Annotated in this window: 20 protein-coding genes; 5 read left to right on the top strand and 15 right to left on the bottom strand. The window is 61.3% G+C overall.

The genetic code is table 11. From position 1 onward, the window contains the following. Window positions 1-42 precede the first annotated feature (42 nt). The 8 genes from ACM1ZW_RS05275 to ACM1ZW_RS05310 all read right to left on the bottom strand — a co-directional run bounded on the left by ACM1ZW_RS05275 (window position 43) and on the right by ACM1ZW_RS05310 (window position 8,131). Window positions 43-1,056 carry a septal ring lytic transglycosylase RlpA family protein gene (locus ACM1ZW_RS05275; RefSeq protein ID WP_017340997.1) on the bottom strand — a complete coding sequence of 338 codons (1,014 nt, stop codon included), beginning with the start codon at window positions 1,054-1,056 and terminating at the stop codon, window positions 43-45. Further along, window positions 1,056-2,066: a lytic murein transglycosylase B gene (gene mltB, locus ACM1ZW_RS05280; RefSeq protein WP_017340998.1), complete on the bottom strand. Its 1,011-nt coding sequence runs from the start codon at window positions 2,064-2,066 to the stop codon at window positions 1,056-1,058. Before mltB ends, ACM1ZW_RS05275 begins: the two co-directional genes overlap by 1 nt. A 17-nt stretch (window positions 2,067-2,083) precedes the next feature. After that, window positions 2,084-3,187 (bottom strand): rod shape-determining protein RodA, encoded by a 1,104-nt coding sequence (gene rodA / locus ACM1ZW_RS05285; protein WP_050558263.1) that lies wholly within the window; start codon window positions 3,185-3,187, stop codon window positions 2,084-2,086. Window positions 3,188-3,218: 31 nt separating this feature from the next. After that, window positions 3,219-5,114, bottom strand: a complete 1,896-nt coding sequence (mrdA, locus tag ACM1ZW_RS05290; protein ID WP_017341000.1) for a penicillin-binding protein 2 — start codon at window positions 5,112-5,114, stop codon at window positions 3,219-3,221. A 9-nt stretch (window positions 5,115-5,123) separates the two neighbouring features. Then, window positions 5,124-5,591: a 23S rRNA (pseudouridine(1915)-N(3))-methyltransferase RlmH gene (rlmH, locus tag ACM1ZW_RS05295; RefSeq protein WP_007937439.1), complete on the bottom strand. Its 468-nt coding sequence runs from the start codon at window positions 5,589-5,591 to the stop codon at window positions 5,124-5,126. A gap of 9 nt (window positions 5,592-5,600) precedes the next feature. Beyond that, the gene (rsfS, locus tag ACM1ZW_RS05300; RefSeq protein ID WP_017341001.1) at window positions 5,601-6,095 is read right to left on the bottom strand and encodes a ribosome silencing factor; all 495 of its coding nucleotides are present in this window, start codon (window positions 6,093-6,095) and stop codon (window positions 5,601-5,603) included. A 73-nt stretch (window positions 6,096-6,168) separates the two neighbouring features. Continuing rightward, on the bottom strand, window positions 6,169-6,891 hold the full coding sequence (gene nadD, locus ACM1ZW_RS05305; RefSeq protein ID WP_416740280.1) for a nicotinate-nucleotide adenylyltransferase: 723 nt from the start codon (window positions 6,889-6,891) through the stop codon (window positions 6,169-6,171). Further along, window positions 6,860-8,131 (bottom strand): glutamate-5-semialdehyde dehydrogenase, encoded by a 1,272-nt coding sequence (locus ACM1ZW_RS05310; RefSeq protein ID WP_017341003.1) that lies wholly within the window; start codon window positions 8,129-8,131, stop codon window positions 6,860-6,862. Before ACM1ZW_RS05310 ends, nadD begins: the two co-directional genes overlap by 32 nt. 189 nt (window positions 8,132-8,320) lie before the next feature. Between ACM1ZW_RS05310 and ACM1ZW_RS05315 the strand changes: the two genes are divergently transcribed. Both ACM1ZW_RS05315 and ACM1ZW_RS05320 read left to right on the top strand, forming a co-directional pair. Next, on the top strand, window positions 8,321-9,019 hold the full coding sequence (locus ACM1ZW_RS05315) for a DNA-3-methyladenine glycosylase (protein ID WP_416740281.1): 699 nt from the start codon (window positions 8,321-8,323) through the stop codon (window positions 9,017-9,019). A 107-nt stretch (window positions 9,020-9,126) separates the two neighbouring features. Beyond that, the gene (locus ACM1ZW_RS05320) at window positions 9,127-10,443 is read left to right on the top strand and encodes a bifunctional DedA family/phosphatase PAP2 family protein (protein WP_017341005.1); all 1,317 of its coding nucleotides are present in this window, start codon (window positions 9,127-9,129) and stop codon (window positions 10,441-10,443) included. Between the two features lie 77 nt (window positions 10,444-10,520). Here the strand turns inward: ACM1ZW_RS05320 and ACM1ZW_RS05325 are convergent, their stop codons facing one another. From ACM1ZW_RS05325 to ACM1ZW_RS05335, 3 genes are read right to left on the bottom strand one after another with little or no spacing between them, the layout of a single operon-like run. Continuing rightward, on the bottom strand, window positions 10,521-11,111 hold the full coding sequence (locus ACM1ZW_RS05325; protein ID WP_017341006.1) for an LON peptidase substrate-binding domain-containing protein: 591 nt from the start codon (window positions 11,109-11,111) through the stop codon (window positions 10,521-10,523). A gap of 10 nt (window positions 11,112-11,121) precedes the next feature. Next, window positions 11,122-11,838, bottom strand: coding sequence for an LrgB family protein (locus tag ACM1ZW_RS05330; RefSeq protein WP_017341007.1), 717 nt, complete (start codon window positions 11,836-11,838; stop codon window positions 11,122-11,124). Further along, entirely contained in the window at window positions 11,835-12,197 is a 363-nt protein-coding gene (locus ACM1ZW_RS05335; RefSeq protein WP_017341008.1) for a CidA/LrgA family protein, read from the bottom strand. The genes ACM1ZW_RS05330 and ACM1ZW_RS05335 overlap by 4 nt, the downstream gene beginning before the upstream one ends. Window positions 12,198-12,382: 185 nt before the next feature. Between ACM1ZW_RS05335 and ACM1ZW_RS05340 the strand changes: the two genes are divergently transcribed. The 3 genes from ACM1ZW_RS05340 (at window position 12,383) to ACM1ZW_RS05350 (ending at window position 15,328) form a co-directional block, all read left to right on the top strand. Next, window positions 12,383-12,838 (top strand): MaoC family dehydratase, encoded by a 456-nt coding sequence (locus ACM1ZW_RS05340; RefSeq protein ID WP_017341009.1) that lies wholly within the window; start codon window positions 12,383-12,385, stop codon window positions 12,836-12,838. Window positions 12,839-12,940: 102 nt separating this feature from the next. Continuing rightward, window positions 12,941-14,659, top strand: a complete 1,719-nt coding sequence (locus ACM1ZW_RS05345) for a C13 family peptidase (protein WP_017341010.1) — start codon at window positions 12,941-12,943, stop codon at window positions 14,657-14,659. 27 nt (window positions 14,660-14,686) lie between these two features. Next, window positions 14,687-15,328: an oxidoreductase gene (locus ACM1ZW_RS05350; RefSeq protein WP_017341011.1), complete on the top strand. Its 642-nt coding sequence runs from the start codon at window positions 14,687-14,689 to the stop codon at window positions 15,326-15,328. 120 nt (window positions 15,329-15,448) lie between these two features. Here the strand turns inward: ACM1ZW_RS05350 and ACM1ZW_RS05355 are convergent, their stop codons facing one another. The 4 genes from ACM1ZW_RS05355 to ACM1ZW_RS05370 form a co-directional block, all read right to left on the bottom strand. Further along, a complete protein-coding gene (locus ACM1ZW_RS05355) occupies window positions 15,449-15,733 on the bottom strand; it encodes a YceK/YidQ family lipoprotein (RefSeq protein ID WP_017341012.1) in 285 nt (94 codons plus the stop codon). Further along, the gene (gene ubiX, locus ACM1ZW_RS05360) at window positions 15,726-16,358 is read right to left on the bottom strand and encodes a flavin prenyltransferase UbiX (protein WP_008035761.1); all 633 of its coding nucleotides are present in this window, start codon (window positions 16,356-16,358) and stop codon (window positions 15,726-15,728) included. The genes ACM1ZW_RS05355 and ubiX overlap by 8 nt, the downstream gene beginning before the upstream one ends. Then, window positions 16,355-17,704: a UDP-N-acetylmuramate:L-alanyl-gamma-D-glutamyl-meso-diaminopimelate ligase gene (gene mpl / locus ACM1ZW_RS05365; protein WP_017341013.1), complete on the bottom strand. Its 1,350-nt coding sequence runs from the start codon at window positions 17,702-17,704 to the stop codon at window positions 16,355-16,357. Before mpl ends, ubiX begins: the two co-directional genes overlap by 4 nt. Window positions 17,705-17,907: 203 nt before the next feature. Next, window positions 17,908-19,821, bottom strand: coding sequence for a sigma-54-dependent Fis family transcriptional regulator (locus tag ACM1ZW_RS05370; protein ID WP_416740282.1), 1,914 nt, complete (start codon window positions 19,819-19,821; stop codon window positions 17,908-17,910). Window positions 19,822-19,882 lie beyond the last annotated feature (61 nt).

Raw genomic sequence — 19,882 nt, forward strand, 5'->3', positions numbered from 1 at the left:
ACCCCTGAAACTGCAAGTGAACCGTCAATCAAGTACTACGTATTACTCGGCGGTGACCACGCTCGGCGAACCGAGATTGGCCAGGCGCACACTGTTCTGCACTTGCTGGATTTCACCCGGCGAGCCGATCGGCCCCAGGCGCACCCGATGCAGTGTCTGTTGATTGCGCACGATCGAGCTGATGAACACCGGAGCGCTCACCATCCCGCTGAGCTTCGATCTCAGGAGTTCTGCAGCGTCCGGGTTGGCGAACGCGCCCACCTGCAGATACTGGCCAGAGGCTGGTACAGAAGCGTTTTTTTTTGCATCGATCTGCACGGGCACGACGGCCGCGGCGTGTTGCTGCGGCGGTGGCGTCCATTGTTCGACCGTACCGGCCGAAGCGGTAATCGTCGGCGCGGTATTTTGCGCGACTTGCGGCTCGTTGAGCATCAAAGGTGCCGGACGGCCCTTGGCCGCCCACCATTGCTGCGGATCGATGCCTTCGACCTTGACCCGCGCAGTGCCGGTTTCGGCATAGCCGAGTTTTTTCGCCGCCGCGTAGGACAAGTCGATGATGCGGTCCGAGTAGAACGGGCCACGGTCATTGACCCGCAGGATCACGGTCTTGTTGTTGTCCAGGTTGGTCACCCGAACGTAACTTGGCAGTGGCAAGGTCTTGTGGGCGGCACTCATGCCATACAGGTCATAGACCTCGCCGTTGGCGGTGTTCTGGCCGTGGAACTTGGTGCCATACCAGGACGCCGTGCCCGAGGCGACGTAGGTCTTGGATTCCTGCAGCGGGAAGTAAGTCTTGCCCAGTACGGTGTACGGGTTGGCCTTGTAAGGACCGGTGTGCAAGGTCGGCGTGGCATCCGGGATGCGCGATACGTCGACATCCCACCACGGTGCGCCATCTTTGTGGGCGCGGTTGATGTCCAGCCCCGGCGCCGAGCGCACGGCGGTGGAAGAAGACTTCTGTGTCGGCGAGCGGCTGGTCGAACAACTGGCGACCAGCACCGCCAACGCGGCGAATGCCATCAGCTTCAGGGGTTTATTCATAGGCAATGCCCGCATTACTTGACGCCCCGTGCTTGGACCAGCTGTTCAGACAGTTGATGTACCGCCATGGCGTACATCACGCTGCGGTTATAACGCGTGATTGCGTAAAAATTCGTCAGGCCCATCCAGTATTCAGGGCCATTGTCACCTTCCAGGCGGAATGCCGTGACCGGCATATCATCGCGCAGCGCATCATGACTTGACCACCCCAGCGCCCGCAACTCCCCGACGGTTTTAGTCGGTTCGATGCCGGTGGTCAAACCTTCGTCGACCTGCTCGCCACGCACATCCGCGCGGCTGACCACCGGTTCACCGGCCACCCAGCCGTGACGTTTGAAGTAACTGGCAACGCTGCCGATGGCATCGTCGGGATTGGTCCAGATATTAATGTGGCCGTCACCGTCGAAATCCACCGCATAGGCGCGGAAGCTGCTCGGCATGAACTGCGGCAAGCCCATCGCCCCGGCGTAGGAGCCCTTGAGGGTCAGTGGATCGACCTGTTCTTCTCGGGCCAGCAACAGGAACTCACGCAATTCCTTGCGGAAGAATTCGGCACGGGGAGGATAGTCGAAACCCAGGGTCGACAAGGCGTCGATTACCCGGTAATTGCCGGTATTGCGACCGAAAAAGGTCTCAACGCCGATGATCGAGACAATCACCTGGGCCGGGACACCGTATTCCTGCTCGGCGCGAGCCAGTACCGCCTCGTGCTGCCGCCAGAAATCCACGCCGCGGGCAATGCGCGCGTCGGTAATGAACATCGGACGATATTCGTTCCACTGCTTGACCCGCTCGGCGGGTTTCGAGATCGCGTCCAGAATCGTTTGCTTGCGCTCGGCTTCGCGGAACACGCCCATCAGCTGTTCACCGGCAAAGCCGTAGTCGCGGGTCATTTCACCGACGAATTCGGCCACCTGGGGTGTGCCTTCGTAATCGCCGGCCAACGCGTCCTGCGCAGTGCCAAGGATGCTTACCAGGCCGACCCATGGCGCGTATCGAGTCGCCCAGCCACGCATTACTTGCATTGAAATCTTCACCTTATTCAAACTTGCGCGATCCACTTACGATGGGTATGGATCGACATCAAAACCCCAAACGCTGACAGCAGCGTTACCAGCGAAGTTCCTCCGTAGCTAATGAACGGCAACGGCACCCCCACAACCGGCAACAGGCCACTGACCATACCTATGTTGACGAAAACGTAAACAAAAAACGTCATGGTCAGGGCGCCCGCGAGCAATTTGCCGAACAATGTCTGGGCCTGGGCGGTAATCACCAGCCCGCGGCCGATCAATAGCAAGTAAATCAGCAGCAGCGCGCAGATGCCGACCAGGCCGAACTCCTCGCCCATGACCGCAATAATGAAGTCGGTGTGGCTTTCCGGGAGGAAGTCCAGGTGCGACTGGGTGCCCAGCAGCCAGCCTTTGCCGAATACGCCGCCGGAGCCAATGGCCGCTTTCGACTGGATAATGTTCCAGCCCGTGCCCAGCGGATCGCTTTCCGGGTCGAGGAACGTCAGGATTCGCTGCTTCTGGTAGTCGTGCATGATGAAAAACCACATCCCCACGGCCACCGGCACGGCCGCGGCCAGCACGCTGAGAATCCAGCGCCAGCGCAGGCCACCCATGAACAGCACGAACGCACCGCCCGCGAGAATCAGCAGCGAAGTACCGAGGTCGGGCTGGCGCACGATCAGAATGAACGGCAAACCAATCAGAAACAGACTGACGCCCACATGCTTGAGCTGCGGCGGCAAGGTGCGTTTGGACAAGTACCAGGCAATGGTCGCCGGCATCAGGATCTTCATGAACTCCGAAGGCTGGAAGCGGATCACCCCGGGAATGTTGATCCAGCGCGTGGCGCCCATGGCGTTGTGGCCCATGACGTCCACCACCACCAGCAACAGCACGCCGAGCACGTAACCCACCGGCACCCAGCGAGCCATGAAGCGCGGCTCGAACTGGGCGATGACGATCATCGACACCAGGCCGATGCCGAACGACGTGGCTTGCTTGGCCAGCAGATCCCAGCTCTTGCCGCTGGCCGAATACAGCACGAACAGGCTACCGGCCGCGAGGGTCAGCAGCAGGATCAGCAACGGGCCGTCGATGTGCATGCGTTGCAACAGCGTCGCGCGGCGACGCATCACATCCTCACTGGAAAGGATGCGATCGAAATTACTCTTCACGGGCCGTAGCCTCCGCACTGATTGGGCTGGCGTATTCGGCTTTCAGTCGGCCGTCCTGGTCCAGGAGCCAGGCGTCCATGACCTGGCGCACCACCGGTGCGGCGACGCCGGAACCGGACTCGCCGTTCTCGACCATCACCGACACCACGATTTGCGGGTTGTCGGCCGGCGCGAAGCCGACGAACAAGGCGTGGTCACGGTGACGTTCCTGAACCTTGGAGCGGTCGTACTTCTCACCCTGCTTGATCGCAACCACCTGGGCCGTACCACTTTTGCCCGCGATCCGGTATTGCGCGCCGATCGAGGCCTTGCGCGCGGTACCACGGGCGCCATGCATTACCTGCTGCATACCATGGTTGACCTTGGTCCAGTCGGACGGATCGCGCAGGATGATGTCCGGCATCGGATTGTCATCTTTGGGCCGTTCGCCTTCGACGGTCTTGGCCAGGTGCGGACGGTTCCATACACCTTTGTTGGCCACCAGCGCCGTGGCCTGGGCCAGTTGCAGCGGCGTGGATTGCATGTAGCCCTGGCCGATCCCGAGAATCAGTGTTTCGCCCGGGAACCAGGCCTGACGACGGGTCGCGCGCTTCCACTCACGGGACGGCATCAGCCCCGGCGACTCTTCGAACATGTCCAGGGAGACCTTCTGGCCGATGCCGAACTTGCCCATGTAGGCCGACAGGCGATCAATCCCCAGCTTGTGCGCCAGGTCATAGAAGTAGGTGTCGTTGGACCGCATGATCGCCGTGTCCAGGTCGACATAGCCGTCACCGGTACGGTTCCAGTTACGGTATTTGTGGTCGTAGTTGGGCAGTTGGTAGTAACCGGGGTCGAAGACCCGGGTCGACGCCGTGACCACGCCCGAATCCAGACCGGCAATCGCCACCGCCGGCTTGATGGTCGAACCCGGCGGGTACAGACCACGCAGCACGCGGTTGAACAGCGGCCGGTCGATGGAGTCGCGCAACTCGGAATAGGCTTTGAAGCTGATGCCGGTGACGAACAGGTTGGGGTCGAAACTCGGCTGACTGACCATTGCCAGTACTTCGCCGGTTTTCGGGTCCAGCGCGACCACCGCGCCACGGCGACCGCCGAGCGCTGCTTCGGCGGCTTCCTGCAATTTGATGTCCAGGCTCAGGACGATGTCCTTGCCGGGAATCGGATCGGTACGCTTGAGCACCCGCAATACGCGGCCTCGTGCGTTGGTTTCGACTTCTTCGTAACCCACCTGACCGTGCAACTCGGGCTCGTAGAAGCGCTCGATACCGGTCTTGCCGATGTGGTGGGTGCCGCTGTAATTGACCGGATCGAGGGACTTCAGCTCCTTCTCGTTGATCCGCCCCATGTAACCCACCGAGTGCGCAAAGTGCGCGCCCTGCGGGTAATGCCGCACCAGTTGCGCAACCACTTCAACTCCCGGCAAGCGGAACTGGTTCACGGCGATGCGGGCGATCTGTTCTTCGGTCAGTTCGAACAGAATCGGCACCGGCTCGAATGGCCGTCGCCCCTGGCGCATGCGTTTCTCGAAGATCACCCGATCCTCGGGCGTCAGCTCCAGCACTTCGACGATCACATCGAGCACTTGCTGCCAGTCGCCGGAACGCTCGCGGGTCATGCTCAGGCTGAAGCTCGGCCGGTTGTCGGCCACCACCACGCCATTGCGGTCGAAGATCAGCCCACGGGTGGGCGGAATCGGCTGCACATGCACGCGGTTGTTTTCCGACAGGGTCGAGTGGTACTCGTACTGAATCACCTGGAGGAAATACAGGCGCGCGATCAGCACGCCGATCAGCGCCACCACTGCAATTGCCCCGAACACGACGCGGCCACGCACCAGACGGGCGTCTTTTTCGTGGTCCTTGATGCGGATCGGCTGGGGCATGAGGCAGAACTACTTGTGGTAAGGGTGGCCGGACAGAACTGTCCAGGCACGGTACAGCTGTTCGCCGATCAGAATCCGCACCAGCGGGTGCGGCAACGTCAACGGCGACAAGGACCAGCGCTGATCGGCCCGCGCACAGACTTCCGGCGCCAGCCCTTCGGGGCCGCCGACCATGAAATTCACCGTGCGCGAATCCAGCCGCCAGCGATCGAGCTCGACCGCCAACTGCTCCGTGCTCCAGGGCTTGCCGTGGACTTCGAGGGTGACAACGCGCTCGTTCGGCCCGACCTTGGCCAGCATGGCTTCGCCTTCCTGACGGATGAAGCGCGCCACGTCGGCGTTCTTGCCACGGGTATTGAGCGGTATTTCCACCAGTTCCAGCGCCAGCTCGGACGGAAGACGCTTGGCATATTCATGCCAGCCTTCTTCCACCCATTTGGGCATGCGTGAACCGACGGCGATCAGTCGCAGTCGCACAGCGGTCCCTTATTGCTGGTCTTTGTTGAGCTTGGTGAAGTGCTCATGGGTGTTTTCCGGGCTGTGGTGCGCAGCGCTGGCCGAACGGCTCTGCTCTGCACCGGCCCACAGGCGCTCCAGGTCATAGAACTGGCGAGCCGAGGCGGTCATCATGTGCACGATGACGTCGTCCATATCCAGCAGGACCCAGTCGCTGTCGCCCTTGCCTTCTTCACCCAGTGGCTTGACGCCCTTAGCCTTGACCGCTTCGCGGACCTTGTCCAGCATCGCGCCGATCTGGCGGTTGGAGGTACCGGTGGCGATGATCATGAAGTCAGTGATGCTCTGCTTTTCACGAACGTCGATCACCTGAATGTCCTGGGCCTTCACGTCTTCCAGGGCCGCTACGGCAACCTTCACCAGTTCTTCGCCGACCAGCTCAGGGCCGGTTGGCACTTCTACTGGCAGCGGGGCGCTCTTGAATGTGCCTTTGCGCTTAACTTTAGCTACGTCTTTGTCAGTCATATAAAACTCGTTTTGCTCATGTGTTCGGGTGGTTCAATACACGTTGGTATCACGTGCCTTGAAGCACTCCCATTCAGTTCGGCGCACGGTAGAGTCCGTGCGCATCGATGTAGGCCAGGACCGCGTCGGGCACCAGGAAACGTACCGACTTACCGCTGGCCAGCAGTTGACGGATCTGGGTGGCGGATACCGCGAGCGGCGTCTGCCAGACGAATGCAATCTGTCCGCTCGGCCCTTTGAGGGCCAGCGGGTCGCTCACCGAGCGCGCTGCCAGCAGGTTGCGCAAGGCATCCGGCGGTTCGCTGTCGGCATCCGGGCGTTGCAGCACCAGGATGTGGCAATGCTGGAGCAACTCTTCCCAGCGGTGCCAAGTGGGCAGGCCGCAAAATGCGTCCCAGCCCAAAAGTAGAAAAACCTGGTCTTCAGCGGCCAGTTCGGCACGCATCAGTTCCAGGGTATCGATGGTGTAGGACGGCTTGTCCCGCAGCAATTCACGGGCGTCCACCACCAACGGGGCCACACCGGCCACCGCGCACTCGACCATCGCCAGACGGTCCTTCGCCGAGACCTGCGGCGCGCCTCGATGAGGCGGCCTGGCACTGGGTGTCAGTCGCAACTCATCGAGCGCCAGCGATTCGGCGACTTCCAGCGCACCGCGCAAATGGCCGATGTGCACCGGGTCGAACGTCCCGCCCAGCATGCCGATACGTCGAGGCGCAGGTTCGCTGGCAGTTACCGGGGCCGACGGATTAAGGTCGCCCAAGTCAGACCGACGCCTGGCCGCGCAACTGGCCATCACCGACCACGATGTACTTCTCGCAGGTCAGGCCTTCGAGTCCCACCGGGCCACGGGCGTGCAGCTTATCAGTAGAAATGCCAATCTCGGCACCCAATCCGTATTCGAAGCCGTCAGCGAAGCAAGTCGGCGTATTGATCATCACCGACGACGAATCCACTTCCGCGACGAAACGCCGAGTGTCTGCAAGGTTTTCGCTGACGATCGAATCGGTGTGATGGGAGCCGTACTTGTTAATGTGCTCGATGGCCTGGTCCAGACCGTCGACCACGCGGATCGAAAGGATCGGCGCCAGGTATTCAGTGTGCCAGTCGTCTTCAGTGGCCGCCGCGGCATCGATGATCGCCCGAGTGCGCTCGCAACCACGCAGCTCAACGCCTTTTTCGCGGAACTGTGCAGCCATCGACGGCAGGAAATCTTTGGCAACGGTTTGATCCACCAACAGCGTTTCCATCGCACCGCAGATGCCATAACGGTAAGTCTTGGCGTTGAAGGCAATGCGTTGGGCTTTCGGCAAATCGGCGTGAGCACTGACGTAAACGTGGCAGATGCCGTCCAGATGCTTGATCACCGGCACGCGAGCGTCGCGACTGATCCGTTCGATCAGGCCACGGCCGCCACGGGGCACGATGACGTCGACGTATTCAGGCATGGTGATCAGCGCACCCACCGCGGCGCGGTCAGTGGTTTCGACCACTTGAACCACGGCGGACGGCAGATCGGCTTCGGCCAGACCGCGCTGGATGCAGGCGGCGATGGCGCGGTTGGAATTGATCGCCTCGGAACCGCCGCGCAGGATGGTCGCATTGCCCGACTTCAGGCACAGGCTGGCAGCATCGATGGTCACGTTGGGCCGGGATTCGTAGATGATCCCGATCACGCCCAGCGGCACGCGCATCTTGCCGACCTGAATCCCCGACGGACGGAAGCTCATGTCGCGAATGGCCCCGACCGGGTCCGGCAACGCTGCAACCTGACGCAGACCGACGATCATGCCGTCGATACGCTCCGGGGTCAGCGCCAGGCGTTCCAGCAGCGCAGGCTCCAGACCATTGGCGCGACCCGCGGCCAGATCCAGCTCGTTGGCAGCCGTCAGCTCGGCACGCGCGGCGTCCAGCGCATTGGCAGCAGCCTGCAAGGCGCGGTTTTTCTGCGCGGTGCTGGCACGGCCGATGATGCGCGACGCTTCGCGGGCAGCGCGACCCAGGCGGGTCATGTAGTCGAGAACGGACTCAGTCATGGTCGGTGGTGGTCTTTGCTAAGGTCTTGGTAAAGAGTAAAGCGGCAGATTATAGCTGTCGCGTCCCCCGACTAACAGCGGTGACGGGCGGATGGTCGAAATGGAGGGCAATTTGCCGACGTTCAGCCGTGATTAAGCTGCAAATTGTTATCATCACGACTCAATCAGCTTTGATAAATGCCGCTCATCATGTCCAACCTGACTGTTCGTGCGCCCGCTGCGAGCCTGCCTACAGGGCTCCCGGACGCGTTTTTCGACCGGGATGCGCAAACGCTGGCCCGGGATTTACTGGGCAAAGTCATCCGTCACCGGGTAGGTGACTTGTGGCTCAGCGCCCGGATCATCGAGACCGAAGCCTATTACTTCGAAGAAAAAGGCAGCCATGCCTCTCTCGGCTACACAGAAAAGCGTAAGGCTTTGTTTCTGGATGGCGGCCACATCTATATGTATTACGCCCGGGCCGGCGACTCCCTGAATTTCAGCGCTCAAGGTCCAGGCAATGCGGTTTTGATCAAATCCGCCTATCCGTGGGTCGATGAGTTGAGCGGCCCGGCGAGCCTGGCGCAAATGCTGTTGAACAATCCTAATGCCCAGGGTCGCCCTCGCCCTTCGCAAAAACTTTGCGCCGGGCAAACATTACTGTGCAAGGCGCTGGGTTTGAAGGTGCCGGTCTGGGACGCCAAGCGCTTCGATCATGAAGTGCTGCTGGTGGAGGATGTCGGCCCGGCACCTGGCCATATCATTCAAACCACACGCCTGGGCATTCCCCATGGGCGTGACGAACACTTGATGTACCGCTTCGTCGACGCGGCTTACGCGCCGTATTGCACGCGGAACCCGCTACGACGGGGGCAGGTCGAAGGTCGCGATTATTTTTTGCTGACATGAACAATCAAAGAACTTGAAGCATCCGCAATCCCTGCGGGGCTTGTGTGGTGTTTTGGAAGGTTTGCTCGCCCTGAAGGCGTTTATAGAAATTCAATGGAGTTGTTTTTATGGGCCCTTGGCTCGATAGCGTGACCGGATGGCTGGCGACAAACCCGCAGTGGCTGGCCGCGGCGGTTTTCATTGTGGCCTTCGTGGAATGCCTGGCGATTGCCGGGCTGATCGTACCCGGCACGGTGTTGCTGTTTGCCGTCGCGGTGCTGGCCGGTAGCGGCGCGCTGTCGTTGAGCGAAACATTGTTGCTCGGATTCGCCGCCGGCGTACTGGGCGATATCGTTTCCTACTTTGTGGGGCGACATTTCCATCAGAACATTCGGCGCCTGCCCGGCCTGCGCCATCATCCGGAATGGATCGCCGGCGCCGAGGCTTACTTCCAGCGCTATGGCATTGCCAGTCTTTTGGTCGGGCGTTTCATCGGGCCGTTGCGGCCCATGCTGCCGATGGTTGCCGGGATGTTCGACATGCCCTTCCCGCGCTTCGTCGCTGTCAGCCTGCTGGCCGCTGCCGGTTGGAGCGTCGCCTACCTGTTGCCCGGCTGGGCCACGGGGGCTGCGATTCGTTTGCCATTGCCGGAAGGTTTCTGGCCTGAGGCCGGGATCGTTGCCGGCAGCATCGCGGTGATGGTGGGCTTGAGCGTGACCAGCAGCCTGCGCCGCCATCGCAAAGCGACAATACTGATCACCAGCATGAGCTTACTGATCCTCGCGGGGCTGTTTATCGGCTACCCGCACCTGACCGCCCTCGATCAGGGCGTCATGACGCTGGTGCAGGAACACCGCAGCCCGACGCTCGACGAAGTCGCCGTCACCTTCACGCTGATTGGCGAGTTCCGCAACATGCTGCTGTTCAGCGCCCTGCTGACCGGGCTGCTGCTGGTGGCCCGGCAATGGCGACAGGCGATTTTTGCGGGGAGCACATTGCTCTTCACGGCGCTCGGCAACACGTTTACCAAACAGTTTTTCGCCCGCGTGCGCCCGGAAGTCTTGAGCGATCCGTTGGTGAGCTACAGCATGCCCAGCGGTCACGCCTCCGGGGCCTTCGCGTTGTTTCTGACCCTCGCCGTTCTGGCTGGTCGCGGACAACCCCCGCGGATGCGTCTGACCTGGTTGCTGTTGGGCTGCCTGCCGGCACTCGCGATCGCGCTGTCACGCGTCTATCTGGGCGCGCACTGGCCCACGGATGTGCTGGCCGGCGCAATGCTGGCGGCGTGTGTCTGTGCGGCGAGCCTGGGGCTGAGTCAGCGCCGGACACCGCTCAATGCCATGCCGCCGAGGATCTGGTGGCTGGTGTTGCCGGCGATGGTGGCGCTGTTCGGGTTCTTTGCGTTGCGGCATTTACCGCATGCGATGGTGAGATACGCCTACTGAAGATCAAAAAATCGCAGCCTTCAGCAAGTTCCTACGCCTTACCCATGTAGGAGCTGCCGAAGGCTGCGATCTTTTCATCAGGCAAACAACTCACCCTGCAACTCATCCAGCAGTGCCTGGATCGCATCCAGTCGCTGCTGCGGATCGTCGAGTTGCAGCAGGTCGATTTTGTCCAATTCGGCAAACGGCAACAGGTACGCCAACTGATTGGCCAGCGACTGTTGCCCGGTCGCCTCGGTGCCCATGTTCAAGGCTTCGACCATCGGGTGTTCGGCCAGGGCCTTGAGCAGTGCAACCAGGTCGGCGTCCTCATCCTGCAACGGTTGCTCGGGCTCGTCTTCCAGCCACTCGACCTCGGCGACCGTCAATTGATCGCGCTGGACCTCGGTGCGCAACACGTGAAAACGCCGTCCGCCCTGCACCCGAATGCCCAGCAAACCGTTGTCCTGCTGTTTGAAGTCGGTAATCAGGGCTTCACAGCCGACCAGCGCATAGCCCGCCGGAGCGATGCCGACTTCTTCGCCATCAAGAATGCACACCACGCCGAAACCGCCGCCCTGTTTCATGCAGCGGCTGATCATGTCCAGGTAGCGCGCCTCGAAGATCTGCAAGTCGAGGATGCAGCCAGGAAACAGCACCGTGTTCAGCGGGAAAAGCGGCAAGCTCATAGACATTTCCTTACACCACCATCGACACTGCCAACGGCAGGAACACCGCCGTGGCCACGCCCATAAGACTCATTGCCAGCGCCGCGAAGGCGCCGCATTCTTCACTTTCCTGCATGGCCACCGCGGTGCCGACCGCATGGGCAGTCATGCCCAGCGCCATGCCACGCGCCTCGGGGCTGTGGACGCCGAGCCGATTCAGCAGGCTCGGCCCAAAGATCGCCCCGATCACGCCGGTGATCAACACAAACACTGCCGCCAGCGCCGCGACGCCGCCAATCTGCTCGGCCACCAGCATGGCGATCGGCGAGGTCACCGACTTCGGCGCCATGGTCATCAGGATCATGTGTTCGGCACCGAACGACCAGCCCAGCAACACGCCCATGCCGGTGGCGACGACACCGCCTATCACCAGCGTAGTAAATATCGGCCAGAACAACTGCCGGATCCGCCGCAGATTGAGGTAAAGCGGTACAGCCAGCGCGACCGTGGCGGGGCCGAGCAAAATGCTGAGGATCTCGGTGCTCTTGCGGTACTCGGCGTACGTCAGGCCGCAGCCCACCAAAACGCCAATCACCAGCAACATGGAGACCAGCACGGGCTGCAGAAAGATCCAGCGGGTTTTCTCGAACGCCGCCAACACCAGTTGATAAGCGCCGAGGGTAATGCCGATGCCGAACAACGGATGATGAATCACCGACGTCCAGGCGCCTTGCCAGTCCAGGATCATTGCGAGTCCTCGCGGTGCGCGTGACGCTTGACCATGCGCTGCATCAGCACACCCGCGAAGGCCATGGACAACAGCAGCGACAACACCAGCGCACCGACAATGGCCCAGAAGTCCGCGGCAATGTCCTTGGCGTACACCATCACGCCCACAGCCGGTGGCACCAGCAGCAACGGCAGGTAACGCAGCAGGCTGCTCGCGGCCAGGTTAAGCGGTTCGCCCACCTGCCCACGACAGATCAGGTACACCAGCAGAAGCAGCAGGCCGATAATCGGCCCCGGCAGCACCGGCAATAACAAATGGTTGATGGCTGTGCCCAGCAATTGGAACAACACCAGCCAGGTCAGGCCACGTAACAACATCCGTCCTCTCCCCGAAAAAAATCGCGCCCGGCATTATAAGCATGCCAACGCTATGGACCGGCATTCGCCAAAAGCATGGTCGGTTGACCGGAGCAATTCGCCATGTTGATCTAAAGTGGTAATCCGGGAGGTCAAATCCCCCCACCTCAAAACTATAAAACCGATGAACCCCAAGGAGAGTCTCAATGCCCTATGTTCCCGTTGCAGAGCTCAAAGATTATGTCGGCAAGGAACTTGGACGTTCCGAATGGCTCACCATCGATCAGGAGCGCATCAACCTGTTCGCCGAAGCCACAGGGGACTATCAGTTCATCCATGTCGACCCGGTCAAAGCCGCGCAAACGCCATTTGGCAGCACCATTGCACACGGTTTCCTGTCGCTTTCGCTGATCCCCAAACTGATGGAAGACATCCTCATCCTGCCCGAAGGCTTGAAGATGGTGGTCAATTACGGCCTGGACAGCGTGCGGTTCATTCAGCCGGTCAAGGTCAACTCGAAAGTGCGGCTCAAGGTCGACCTGACCGAAGTCACCGAGAAGAAACCCGGCCAATGGCTGCTCAAAGCCACCGCCACGCTCGAGATCGAAGGTTCGGAAAAACCGGCCTACATCGCCGAGCCATTGTCACTCTGCTTCGTGTAAACCCTCCCGGATGCGAAGCAGCTCACGCTGTTTCGCGACCTCTCTCTATTTAAGGTCATAGAGCTGCGGCATACTCGGTCGCCTAATTGCCCGGATCCCGCTATGCGCTCACTTGCACTCATTGCCTTGACCCTGATGCTCACCGCTTGCGGCGACGGCGAATCGCTGTTGCCGCCCGATGCGCGCCTGCCGGATGGCGGACGCTATCGCGGCGACCTGGTCAACGGATTGCTGCAAGGCCAGGGTCGCGTCGACTACCCGAACGGCAGCTGGTACGCCGGCAGTTTCGACAAGGGTCAATGGCATGGCCCGGGCGAATGGCACGGCAGCAACGGCGAAGTGTATCGCGGTAATTTCAACCTGGGACTGTTCGACGGTCAGGGCACGCTGACCACCAGCGGCAGCAGCTACACCGGCGGTTTCAAGGCGGGTCGGCGCGAAGGCGAAGGCACCCTCAAAGAAAACGGCATGACCTACCGCGGCGAATTCAAGGCCGATCAATATTCAGGGCTCGGACGTCTGGAACTCGATGACGGCAGCTCGTATCAAGGCCAGTTCGCCCATGGCAAGCCCAACGGCGAAGGCCAGCGCGGTGACGCCAGCGGCAATCAGTTCACCGGACATTTCAAGGACGGTCAGCTGGAAGGCAACGGGACTTTCAACAGCGCCGAAGGCGACATCTACGTCGGCGGCTTCAAGAACAACCAACTGCACGGCAAGGGCCGCTACGAGAATGCCGACGGCGATGTCTGGCTGGGCCAATTCAAGGAAGGTTCGCTGAACGGCAAGGGCGAGTTGATCGGTGCCGACGGTAGCCACTACATCGGCCAGTTCAGCGACTGGCGCTTCACTGGCCAGGGCCGGCTGAACCTGCCCGACGGCAGTTTCTACATCGGTCAGTTCGACGGCGACAGTTATCAAGGTCATGGCACGCTGGTGTTGACCGATGGCACCGTACAGAGCGGCACCTGGGTCAATGGCCAGCGAGTGCGCGATGCCGATGGCAAGCTGCTGCCCGACAGCCTCGAGCTTGGCCTGCTGGCTCAGGGGCGCTTGCTCGAAGATGCGCTGGCCAATGTGCCGGCCTCGACCCCGGCGATCGAGTTGTACACCCTGACGCTGGGCGGTGACGGCAAGCAGAGCGTGTTCCTGCGCGAATCCGATTACGTCAGCAATATGCTGACCAGCCGCTTCGGTGCGTTTGGCCAGATTCGCCTGGTGAACCACCGCGACCATCTCGTCGATCGGCCGATGGCCACCCGGGAAAACCTGCGCCGCGCCGCGTTGACGCTGGCCGAACGCAGCGGTCCGGAAGACTTGATCTTCATCTACCTGACCAGCCACGGCACCAGCGAACACGAACTCGTACTCGATCAGCCGCGCATGGAACTGTCCGACCTGCCGGCGGACGAACTCGCTGCCGTGCTCGCGCCACTGAAAAACCGCGACAAGATCATTGTGATTTCGTCTTGCTACTCCGGTGGTTTCATCCCCGCCCTCAAGGACGAACGCACGCTGATCATGGCGGCCGCGCGGGCCGACCGTGTGTCCTTCGGTTGCACGGAAGAAGCCAACTTCACTTACTTCGGCGATGCGCTGTTCGCCCAGGCCCTGAACCAGACCGACGACCTGGAACAAGCCTTCAAGCTGGCCAGGGCCACCGTGGCCGAGCGGGAACTGGCGGACAGCTTCGAAGCCTCTGAACCGCAGATCTGGGCACCGAAAACCGTACTCTCCCACTGGCAGCTGTTACGCAAACAGCAGGCACGAAAAGCGCTACAAAGTGTCTCTATCAGCAACAAGGATGCAAAGAGCAACTAAGCTGATCAGTATCAAGGGGGAAACACTATGTACTTGACGCCTCAGCATGTATTGCTTGCCGGAGCTACCGGCCTGACCGGTGAACACTTGCTTGATCGCCTGCTCAACGAGCCTACGATCACGCGCGTATTGGCCCCCTCACGCCGGCCGTTGGCCAAGCACCCCCACCTGGAAAACCCGGTCGGCGACCCGGCGGAATTCCTGCCGCAACTGAACGGTCGCGTCGACATCGCCTACTGCTGTCTTGGCACCACGATCAAACAGGCTGGCTCGGAAGAGGCGTTTCGCGCGGTCGATCTCGATATGGTGGTGGCTTTCGCCAAACGGGCGCGGGAAATGGGCGCGCGGCACTTGATCGTGATCAGCGCCCTGGGGGCCGATCGCAGATCCTCGATTTTCTACAACCGGGTTAAGGGCGAGATGGAATACGCATTGCGCGCGCAAAACTGGCCGCAGCTGACCATTTGCCGGCCTTCGGTATTGCTGGGCGATCGTATCGAGCCTCGGCCGGCCGAGCTGTTCGCCGGTCCGTTGTCCCGCCTGATCCCGGGCAAATACCACGGCATCGAAGCCTGCCAACTGGCTCGCGCGATGTGGCGGCTGGCGCTGGAGGAGCAGGATGGGGTGCGGATTGTCGAGTCGGATGAGTTGCGCAAGCTCGGCAAGTAACCCGCGAACCTGTGGCGAGGGAGCTTGCTCCCGTTGGGTCGCGTAGCGGCCCCATAAATTGGGACTGCTGCGCAGCCCAGCGGGAGCAAGCTCCCTCGCCACAAAAAGCCTCGCTTACTCCTACAACCCGCCGGTCGCCTGAAAACTCACGCCGATCACCGTCAACACCGACAACGGCAACAGCAACGTATCCAGCAAAGCACTGGCGGGCAGATCAATACCAGGATAGCTCGGTGCTTCTGCCCCAAAACGGTCCATCGCGCAGCAACCGCCATTCATGGCGTACAAATCCAGTCGCGTTCCCGCATACACCACCGGAGCCCCCGGCTTGGCAGCATCCAGCGTGCGCACCGTGGCACAGCCCGCCAGTTGCAGCGCCAGCACAACCATCAGCAGCTTATTCATCGCTGGTCAGATGGTGTTCGCCCCAACGCGGCAGCATGTCTTGCGGGATGTTCAGCAGGTTGAGAATCCGCGCCACGACGAAGTCGATCAGGTCATCGATGGTTTGTGGCTGATGATAGAAGCCCGGCGACGCGGGCAAGATCGTCACCCCCATGTTCGACAACTTGAGCATGTGCTCCAGATGAATACTCGAATACGGCGCTTCGCGCGGCACCAGGATCAGCTGGCGACGCTCTTTCAGTGTGACGTCAGCGGCCCGTTCGATCAGGTTGTTACAAGCACCGGTCGCGATAGCCGACAGCGTGCCAGTCGAACACGGCACCACCACCATCGCCGACGGCGCGCCGGAGCCCGAGGCCACCGGCGACATCCAGTCTTCCTTGCCGTACACCCGAATCTGCCCCGCGGCAGCGCCGGTGTACTCGGTGAGAAAGGCCTGCATCATCTGGGTTTTCGGCGGCAACGTAACGTCGGTTTCGGTGGCCATCACCAGCTGCGCAGCCTTGGAGATCAGGAAGTGCACCTCGCGATCTTCGCGAATCAGGCAGTCCAGCAGGCGCAAACCGTACTGGGCGCCCGAAGCGCCGGTCATCGCCAGCGTGATGCGTTCCGGGCCATTGTTCATTTGAGCGCCTCGGCCAGTTTGCCGTGCAGGCCGCCGAAGCCGCCGTTGCTCATGATCACCACGTGAGTGCCGGGTTGAGCCTGGCTTTTCACGCGCTCGATAATGCCTTCCAGAGAATCGCTGACAATCGACGGCACCGTGCACAGCGCCGCAGTAGCGCTCAGGTCCCAGCCGAGGTTGGCCGGTGCGTACCAAATCACTTGATCGGCATCGACCACGCTTTCCGGCAAGCCATCACGGTGAGCGCCGAGCTTCATGGAATTGGAGCGCGGCTCGATGATGGCGATCAATGGCGCGTCGCCAATGCGTTTACGCAGACCGTCGAGGGTCGTGGCGATGGCAGTCGGGTGGTGAGCGAAGTCGTCGTAGATGGTGATGCCACGGACTTCGGCGACTTTTTCCATCCGGCGCTTCACGCTTTTGAAGGCGCTCAACGCAGCGATGCCCATGGACGGCACGACACCGACATGCCGCGCCGCCGCCAAGGTGGCCAAGGCGTTGGCGACGTTGTGTTGACCGGTCATGTCCCACTCGACCACGCCTTGAGCGACGCCTTCGAACATCACTTCGAATGTCGAACCGTCTTCACTCAGCAGTTTGACCTGCCACTGACCACCAGCGCCGGTGGTTTGCACCGGGGTCCAGCAGCCCATCTCGATCACACGCAGCAAGGCCGGTTCGGTGGTCGGGTGGATCACCAGGCCTTCACTCGGGATGGTCCGCACCAAATGGTGGAACTGTCGCTCGATAGCCGCCAGATCGGGGAAGATGTCGGCGTGATCGAACTCCAGGTTGTTCAGGATCGCCGTACGGGGGCGGTAGTGAACAAACTTGGAGCGCTTGTCGAAAAATGCACTGTCGTATTCGTCGGCTTCGATCACGAAGAACGGCGTGCCGCCCAGACGCGCCGACACCGAGAAATTCTGCGGCACGCCGCCAATCAGGAAACCGGGGCTCATGCCCGCGTGCTCCAGCACCCAGGCGAGCATGCTGCTGGTGGTGGTTTTGCCATGCGTGCCGGCGACGGCCAGCACCCAGCGACCTTGCAACACGTGATCGGCCAGCCACTGCGGGCCGGAGACATACGGCAAGCCCTTATTCAGGACGTATTCGACCGCCGGATTGCCGCGGGACATGGCGTTGCCGATGACCACCAGATCCGGGGCCGGATCGAGTTGCGCCGGGTCGTAGCCCTGGGTCAACTGAATGCCCTGAGCCTCAAGCTGAGTGCTCATCGGCGGATAGACGTTGGCATCGGAGCCGGTCACATGATGGCCCAGCTCTTTGGCCAGAACCGCCATCGAACCCATGAAAGTGCCGCAGATACCAAGAATATGAATGTGCATTAGTCGACCTCGTAAAACATGGCCGCAGGTTAGCTTAGAGAGGCAGAAATCGCACTCTTTAGCTGAGACTTGCCACCACCACTGTGGCGAGGGAGCTTGCTCCCGCTGGGGCGTGCAGCGGCCCCCACCTGCGCTCGCGATTACTCTGGCTTATTGCATTCCTTGATTGCGACGGGAGCGAGCTCCCTCGCCACAAAAGCGGTTTACCGGGCAATCCCGTGCTTGCGCAGTTTTCGGTAAAGGGTATTGCGGCTGACACCAAGCTGTTCGGCGGTATGCGTCATATGCCAGCGCGTCTGTTCCAGCACATTCAACAACGCCAGCCGCTCGGCATCGTCCAAGGGGTGTTCGGAAGGCTGGTCAACGGCAACCACCGGCATCGGTCGCGCCTGACGAATCATCACCGGCAAATCCTCCAGCCCGATCCGCCCGCCTTCGCACAACGCTGCCAACGTGCGCAGCACATTGCGCAACTGCCGCACATTTCCGGGCCAGGCAAAACCCAGCAAGGCCTGGCGTGCCGGCTCATCAATCAGCACCGTCTCCCCGCCCGCCTCTTGCGCCAGCAGAAAATCGAGCAACTGGGATTTATCACTGCGCTCGCGCAACGCCGGCAGTGCGATCTCCAGACCGTTGAGCCGGTAATACAAATCCTCGCGGAAGCTGCCGTCCTGCACCCGTTCCAGCAAATTACGGTGAGTGGCGCTGATGATCCGGACGTTGACCGACTCCGGCTCACCGCCAATCGGCACGACTTGCCGGTCTTCGAGCACCCTTAATAGCCGGGTCTGCAATGCCAGGGGCATGTCGCCGATTTCATCCAGAAATAATGTCCCGCCATCTGCCTGCTGCAACTTGCCGCGCATGCCTTCCTTGCGCGCACCAGTGAAGCTGCCGCCGCGATAACCGAACAGTTCGCTCTCGATCAGGCTTTCGGGGATGGCCGCGCAATTGAGCGCAACGAAGGCCTTTTGCGCCCGCTGACTGGCCTGATGCACCGCCTTGGCGAAGGCCTCCTTGCCGGAGCCGGTTTCGCCGTTGATCAGCAGCGGTACGTCCCGTTCGAAGACGCGAAGGGACTTGCGAAAATCTTCCTGCAACCCGACGTCGCCCAAACATATGCCCGACAACCGCGACGGCTCGCTGATCACCGGAGCAGGCACCACGGGCACCGGAATGCTGCGCGGCTGACCACGCAACACGGCAAACAGACTTCGCCCGTCGCGGGTGCGCAGCGGCCAACTGGCGCTGGCATTCACACTCGCTCGGCCCAGCAACTCGTCCAGCGAGCAATCGAAAAACGCCTCGACCGGTTTCCCCAGCAGTCCGCCGCGAACATGGCCCAGCAGGTTGAGCGCACTCTGGTTGACCGCGCAGATCCGCCCTTCCCCGTCGAACGCCAGCAACCCTTCGCTGAACAGCCCGACGGATTCGGCCTGCAGGTGGAAGCGCAGCAACCACTGATTGTCGAAGTAACGCAGGAAGTAGCAGCTCTCGATCATCTTCGCCGACAGATTGACCAGCGCCATGGTGTGAAACTGGCTTTGCCGCGAGACGTCGTGACGCGCCGAGGACACGTCGAGCACCGCCAGCAATTCGCCATGCGGGTCGAACACCGGGCTCGCCGAGCAGGTCAGGCCGGTGTGGCGGCCGCGAAAGTGTTCGTCCTGGTGGATGGTCAGCGATTGGCGTTCCACCAGGCAGGTGCCGATGCCGTTAGTGCCTTCGCAGGCTTCGCTCCAGTCGGCGCCGAGCCAGAGGCCGGCGCGTTCGAAAATCTTCCGCTCGGCGGGCGCAGTCACGCAGTTGAGGATCACCCCGCGCGCATCGGTCAGCAGCACCGCATGACCGGCGCCGGAGAGTTGCTGATGCAGGCTGCTCATTTCGTTGCCGGCGATGTGCAGCACTTGCTGCAAGCGCTCGCGGCTTTCAAGGACACGGCCATGCTCCAGCACCGTCGGCGCCATGGTCAGGGCGGGGTCGAGGTGATAGTCCTCAAGACAGCGCAGCCAGGACCGGGCGATGGACGGGTCGCTGCCGGGACCGTGCAGGTGGGATTTGCCCTGGGTCACGGTCAGCACTTGCTGGGCATGGCGACTCAAATGGTTGTCGTGCATTTCTTATTATTCTCTCCGAGAGCTGTGCTGAAACCCCACTAAGGAGCCTGGAACACATCCT

The organism is Pseudomonas sp. NFX71 (assembly GCF_048079215.1).
GTDB classification, from domain to species: domain Bacteria; phylum Pseudomonadota; class Gammaproteobacteria; order Pseudomonadales; family Pseudomonadaceae; genus Aquipseudomonas; species Aquipseudomonas fluorescens_B.

Coding starts and splice junctions, on each gene's coding strand:
- mpl (WP_017341013.1), bottom strand. CDS start 17,704: ATGCACATTCATATTCTTGGTATCTGCGGCACTTTCATGGGTTCGATG.
- mrdA (WP_017341000.1), bottom strand. CDS start 5,114: ATGCCCCAGCCGATCCGCATCAAGGACCACGAAAAAGACGCCCGTCTG.
- ACM1ZW_RS05310 (WP_017341003.1), bottom strand. CDS start 8,131: ATGACTGAGTCCGTTCTCGACTACATGACCCGCCTGGGTCGCGCTGCC.
- ACM1ZW_RS05340 (WP_017341009.1), top strand. CDS start 12,383: ATGCCCTATGTTCCCGTTGCAGAGCTCAAAGATTATGTCGGCAAGGAA.
- mltB (WP_017340998.1), bottom strand. CDS start 2,066: ATGCAAGTAATGCGTGGCTGGGCGACTCGATACGCGCCATGGGTCGGC.
- ubiX (WP_008035761.1), bottom strand. CDS start 16,358: ATGAACAATGGCCCGGAACGCATCACGCTGGCGATGACCGGCGCTTCG.
- ACM1ZW_RS05330 (WP_017341007.1), bottom strand. CDS start 11,838: ATGATCCTGGACTGGCAAGGCGCCTGGACGTCGGTGATTCATCATCCG.
- ACM1ZW_RS05350 (WP_017341011.1), top strand. CDS start 14,687: ATGTACTTGACGCCTCAGCATGTATTGCTTGCCGGAGCTACCGGCCTG.
- ACM1ZW_RS05320 (WP_017341005.1), top strand. CDS start 9,127: ATGGGCCCTTGGCTCGATAGCGTGACCGGATGGCTGGCGACAAACCCG.
- rsfS (WP_017341001.1), bottom strand. CDS start 6,095: ATGACTGACAAAGACGTAGCTAAAGTTAAGCGCAAAGGCACATTCAAG.
- ACM1ZW_RS05370 (WP_416740282.1), bottom strand. CDS start 19,821: ATGCACGACAACCATTTGAGTCGCCATGCCCAGCAAGTGCTGACCGTG.
- ACM1ZW_RS05315 (WP_416740281.1), top strand. CDS start 8,321: ATGTCCAACCTGACTGTTCGTGCGCCCGCTGCGAGCCTGCCTACAGGG.
- rodA (WP_050558263.1), bottom strand. CDS start 3,187: ATGCGTCGCCGCGCGACGCTGTTGCAACGCATGCACATCGACGGCCCG.
- ACM1ZW_RS05345 (WP_017341010.1), top strand. CDS start 12,941: ATGCGCTCACTTGCACTCATTGCCTTGACCCTGATGCTCACCGCTTGC.
- nadD (WP_416740280.1), bottom strand. CDS start 6,891: ATGGCCAGTTGCGCGGCCAGGCGTCGGTCTGACTTGGGCGACCTTAAT.
- ACM1ZW_RS05325 (WP_017341006.1), bottom strand. CDS start 11,111: ATGAGCTTGCCGCTTTTCCCGCTGAACACGGTGCTGTTTCCTGGCTGC.
- ACM1ZW_RS05275 (WP_017340997.1), bottom strand. CDS start 1,056: ATGCGGGCATTGCCTATGAATAAACCCCTGAAGCTGATGGCATTCGCC.
- ACM1ZW_RS05335 (WP_017341008.1), bottom strand. CDS start 12,197: ATGTTGTTACGTGGCCTGACCTGGCTGGTGTTGTTCCAATTGCTGGGC.
- ACM1ZW_RS05355 (WP_017341012.1), bottom strand. CDS start 15,733: ATGAATAAGCTGCTGATGGTTGTGCTGGCGCTGCAACTGGCGGGCTGT.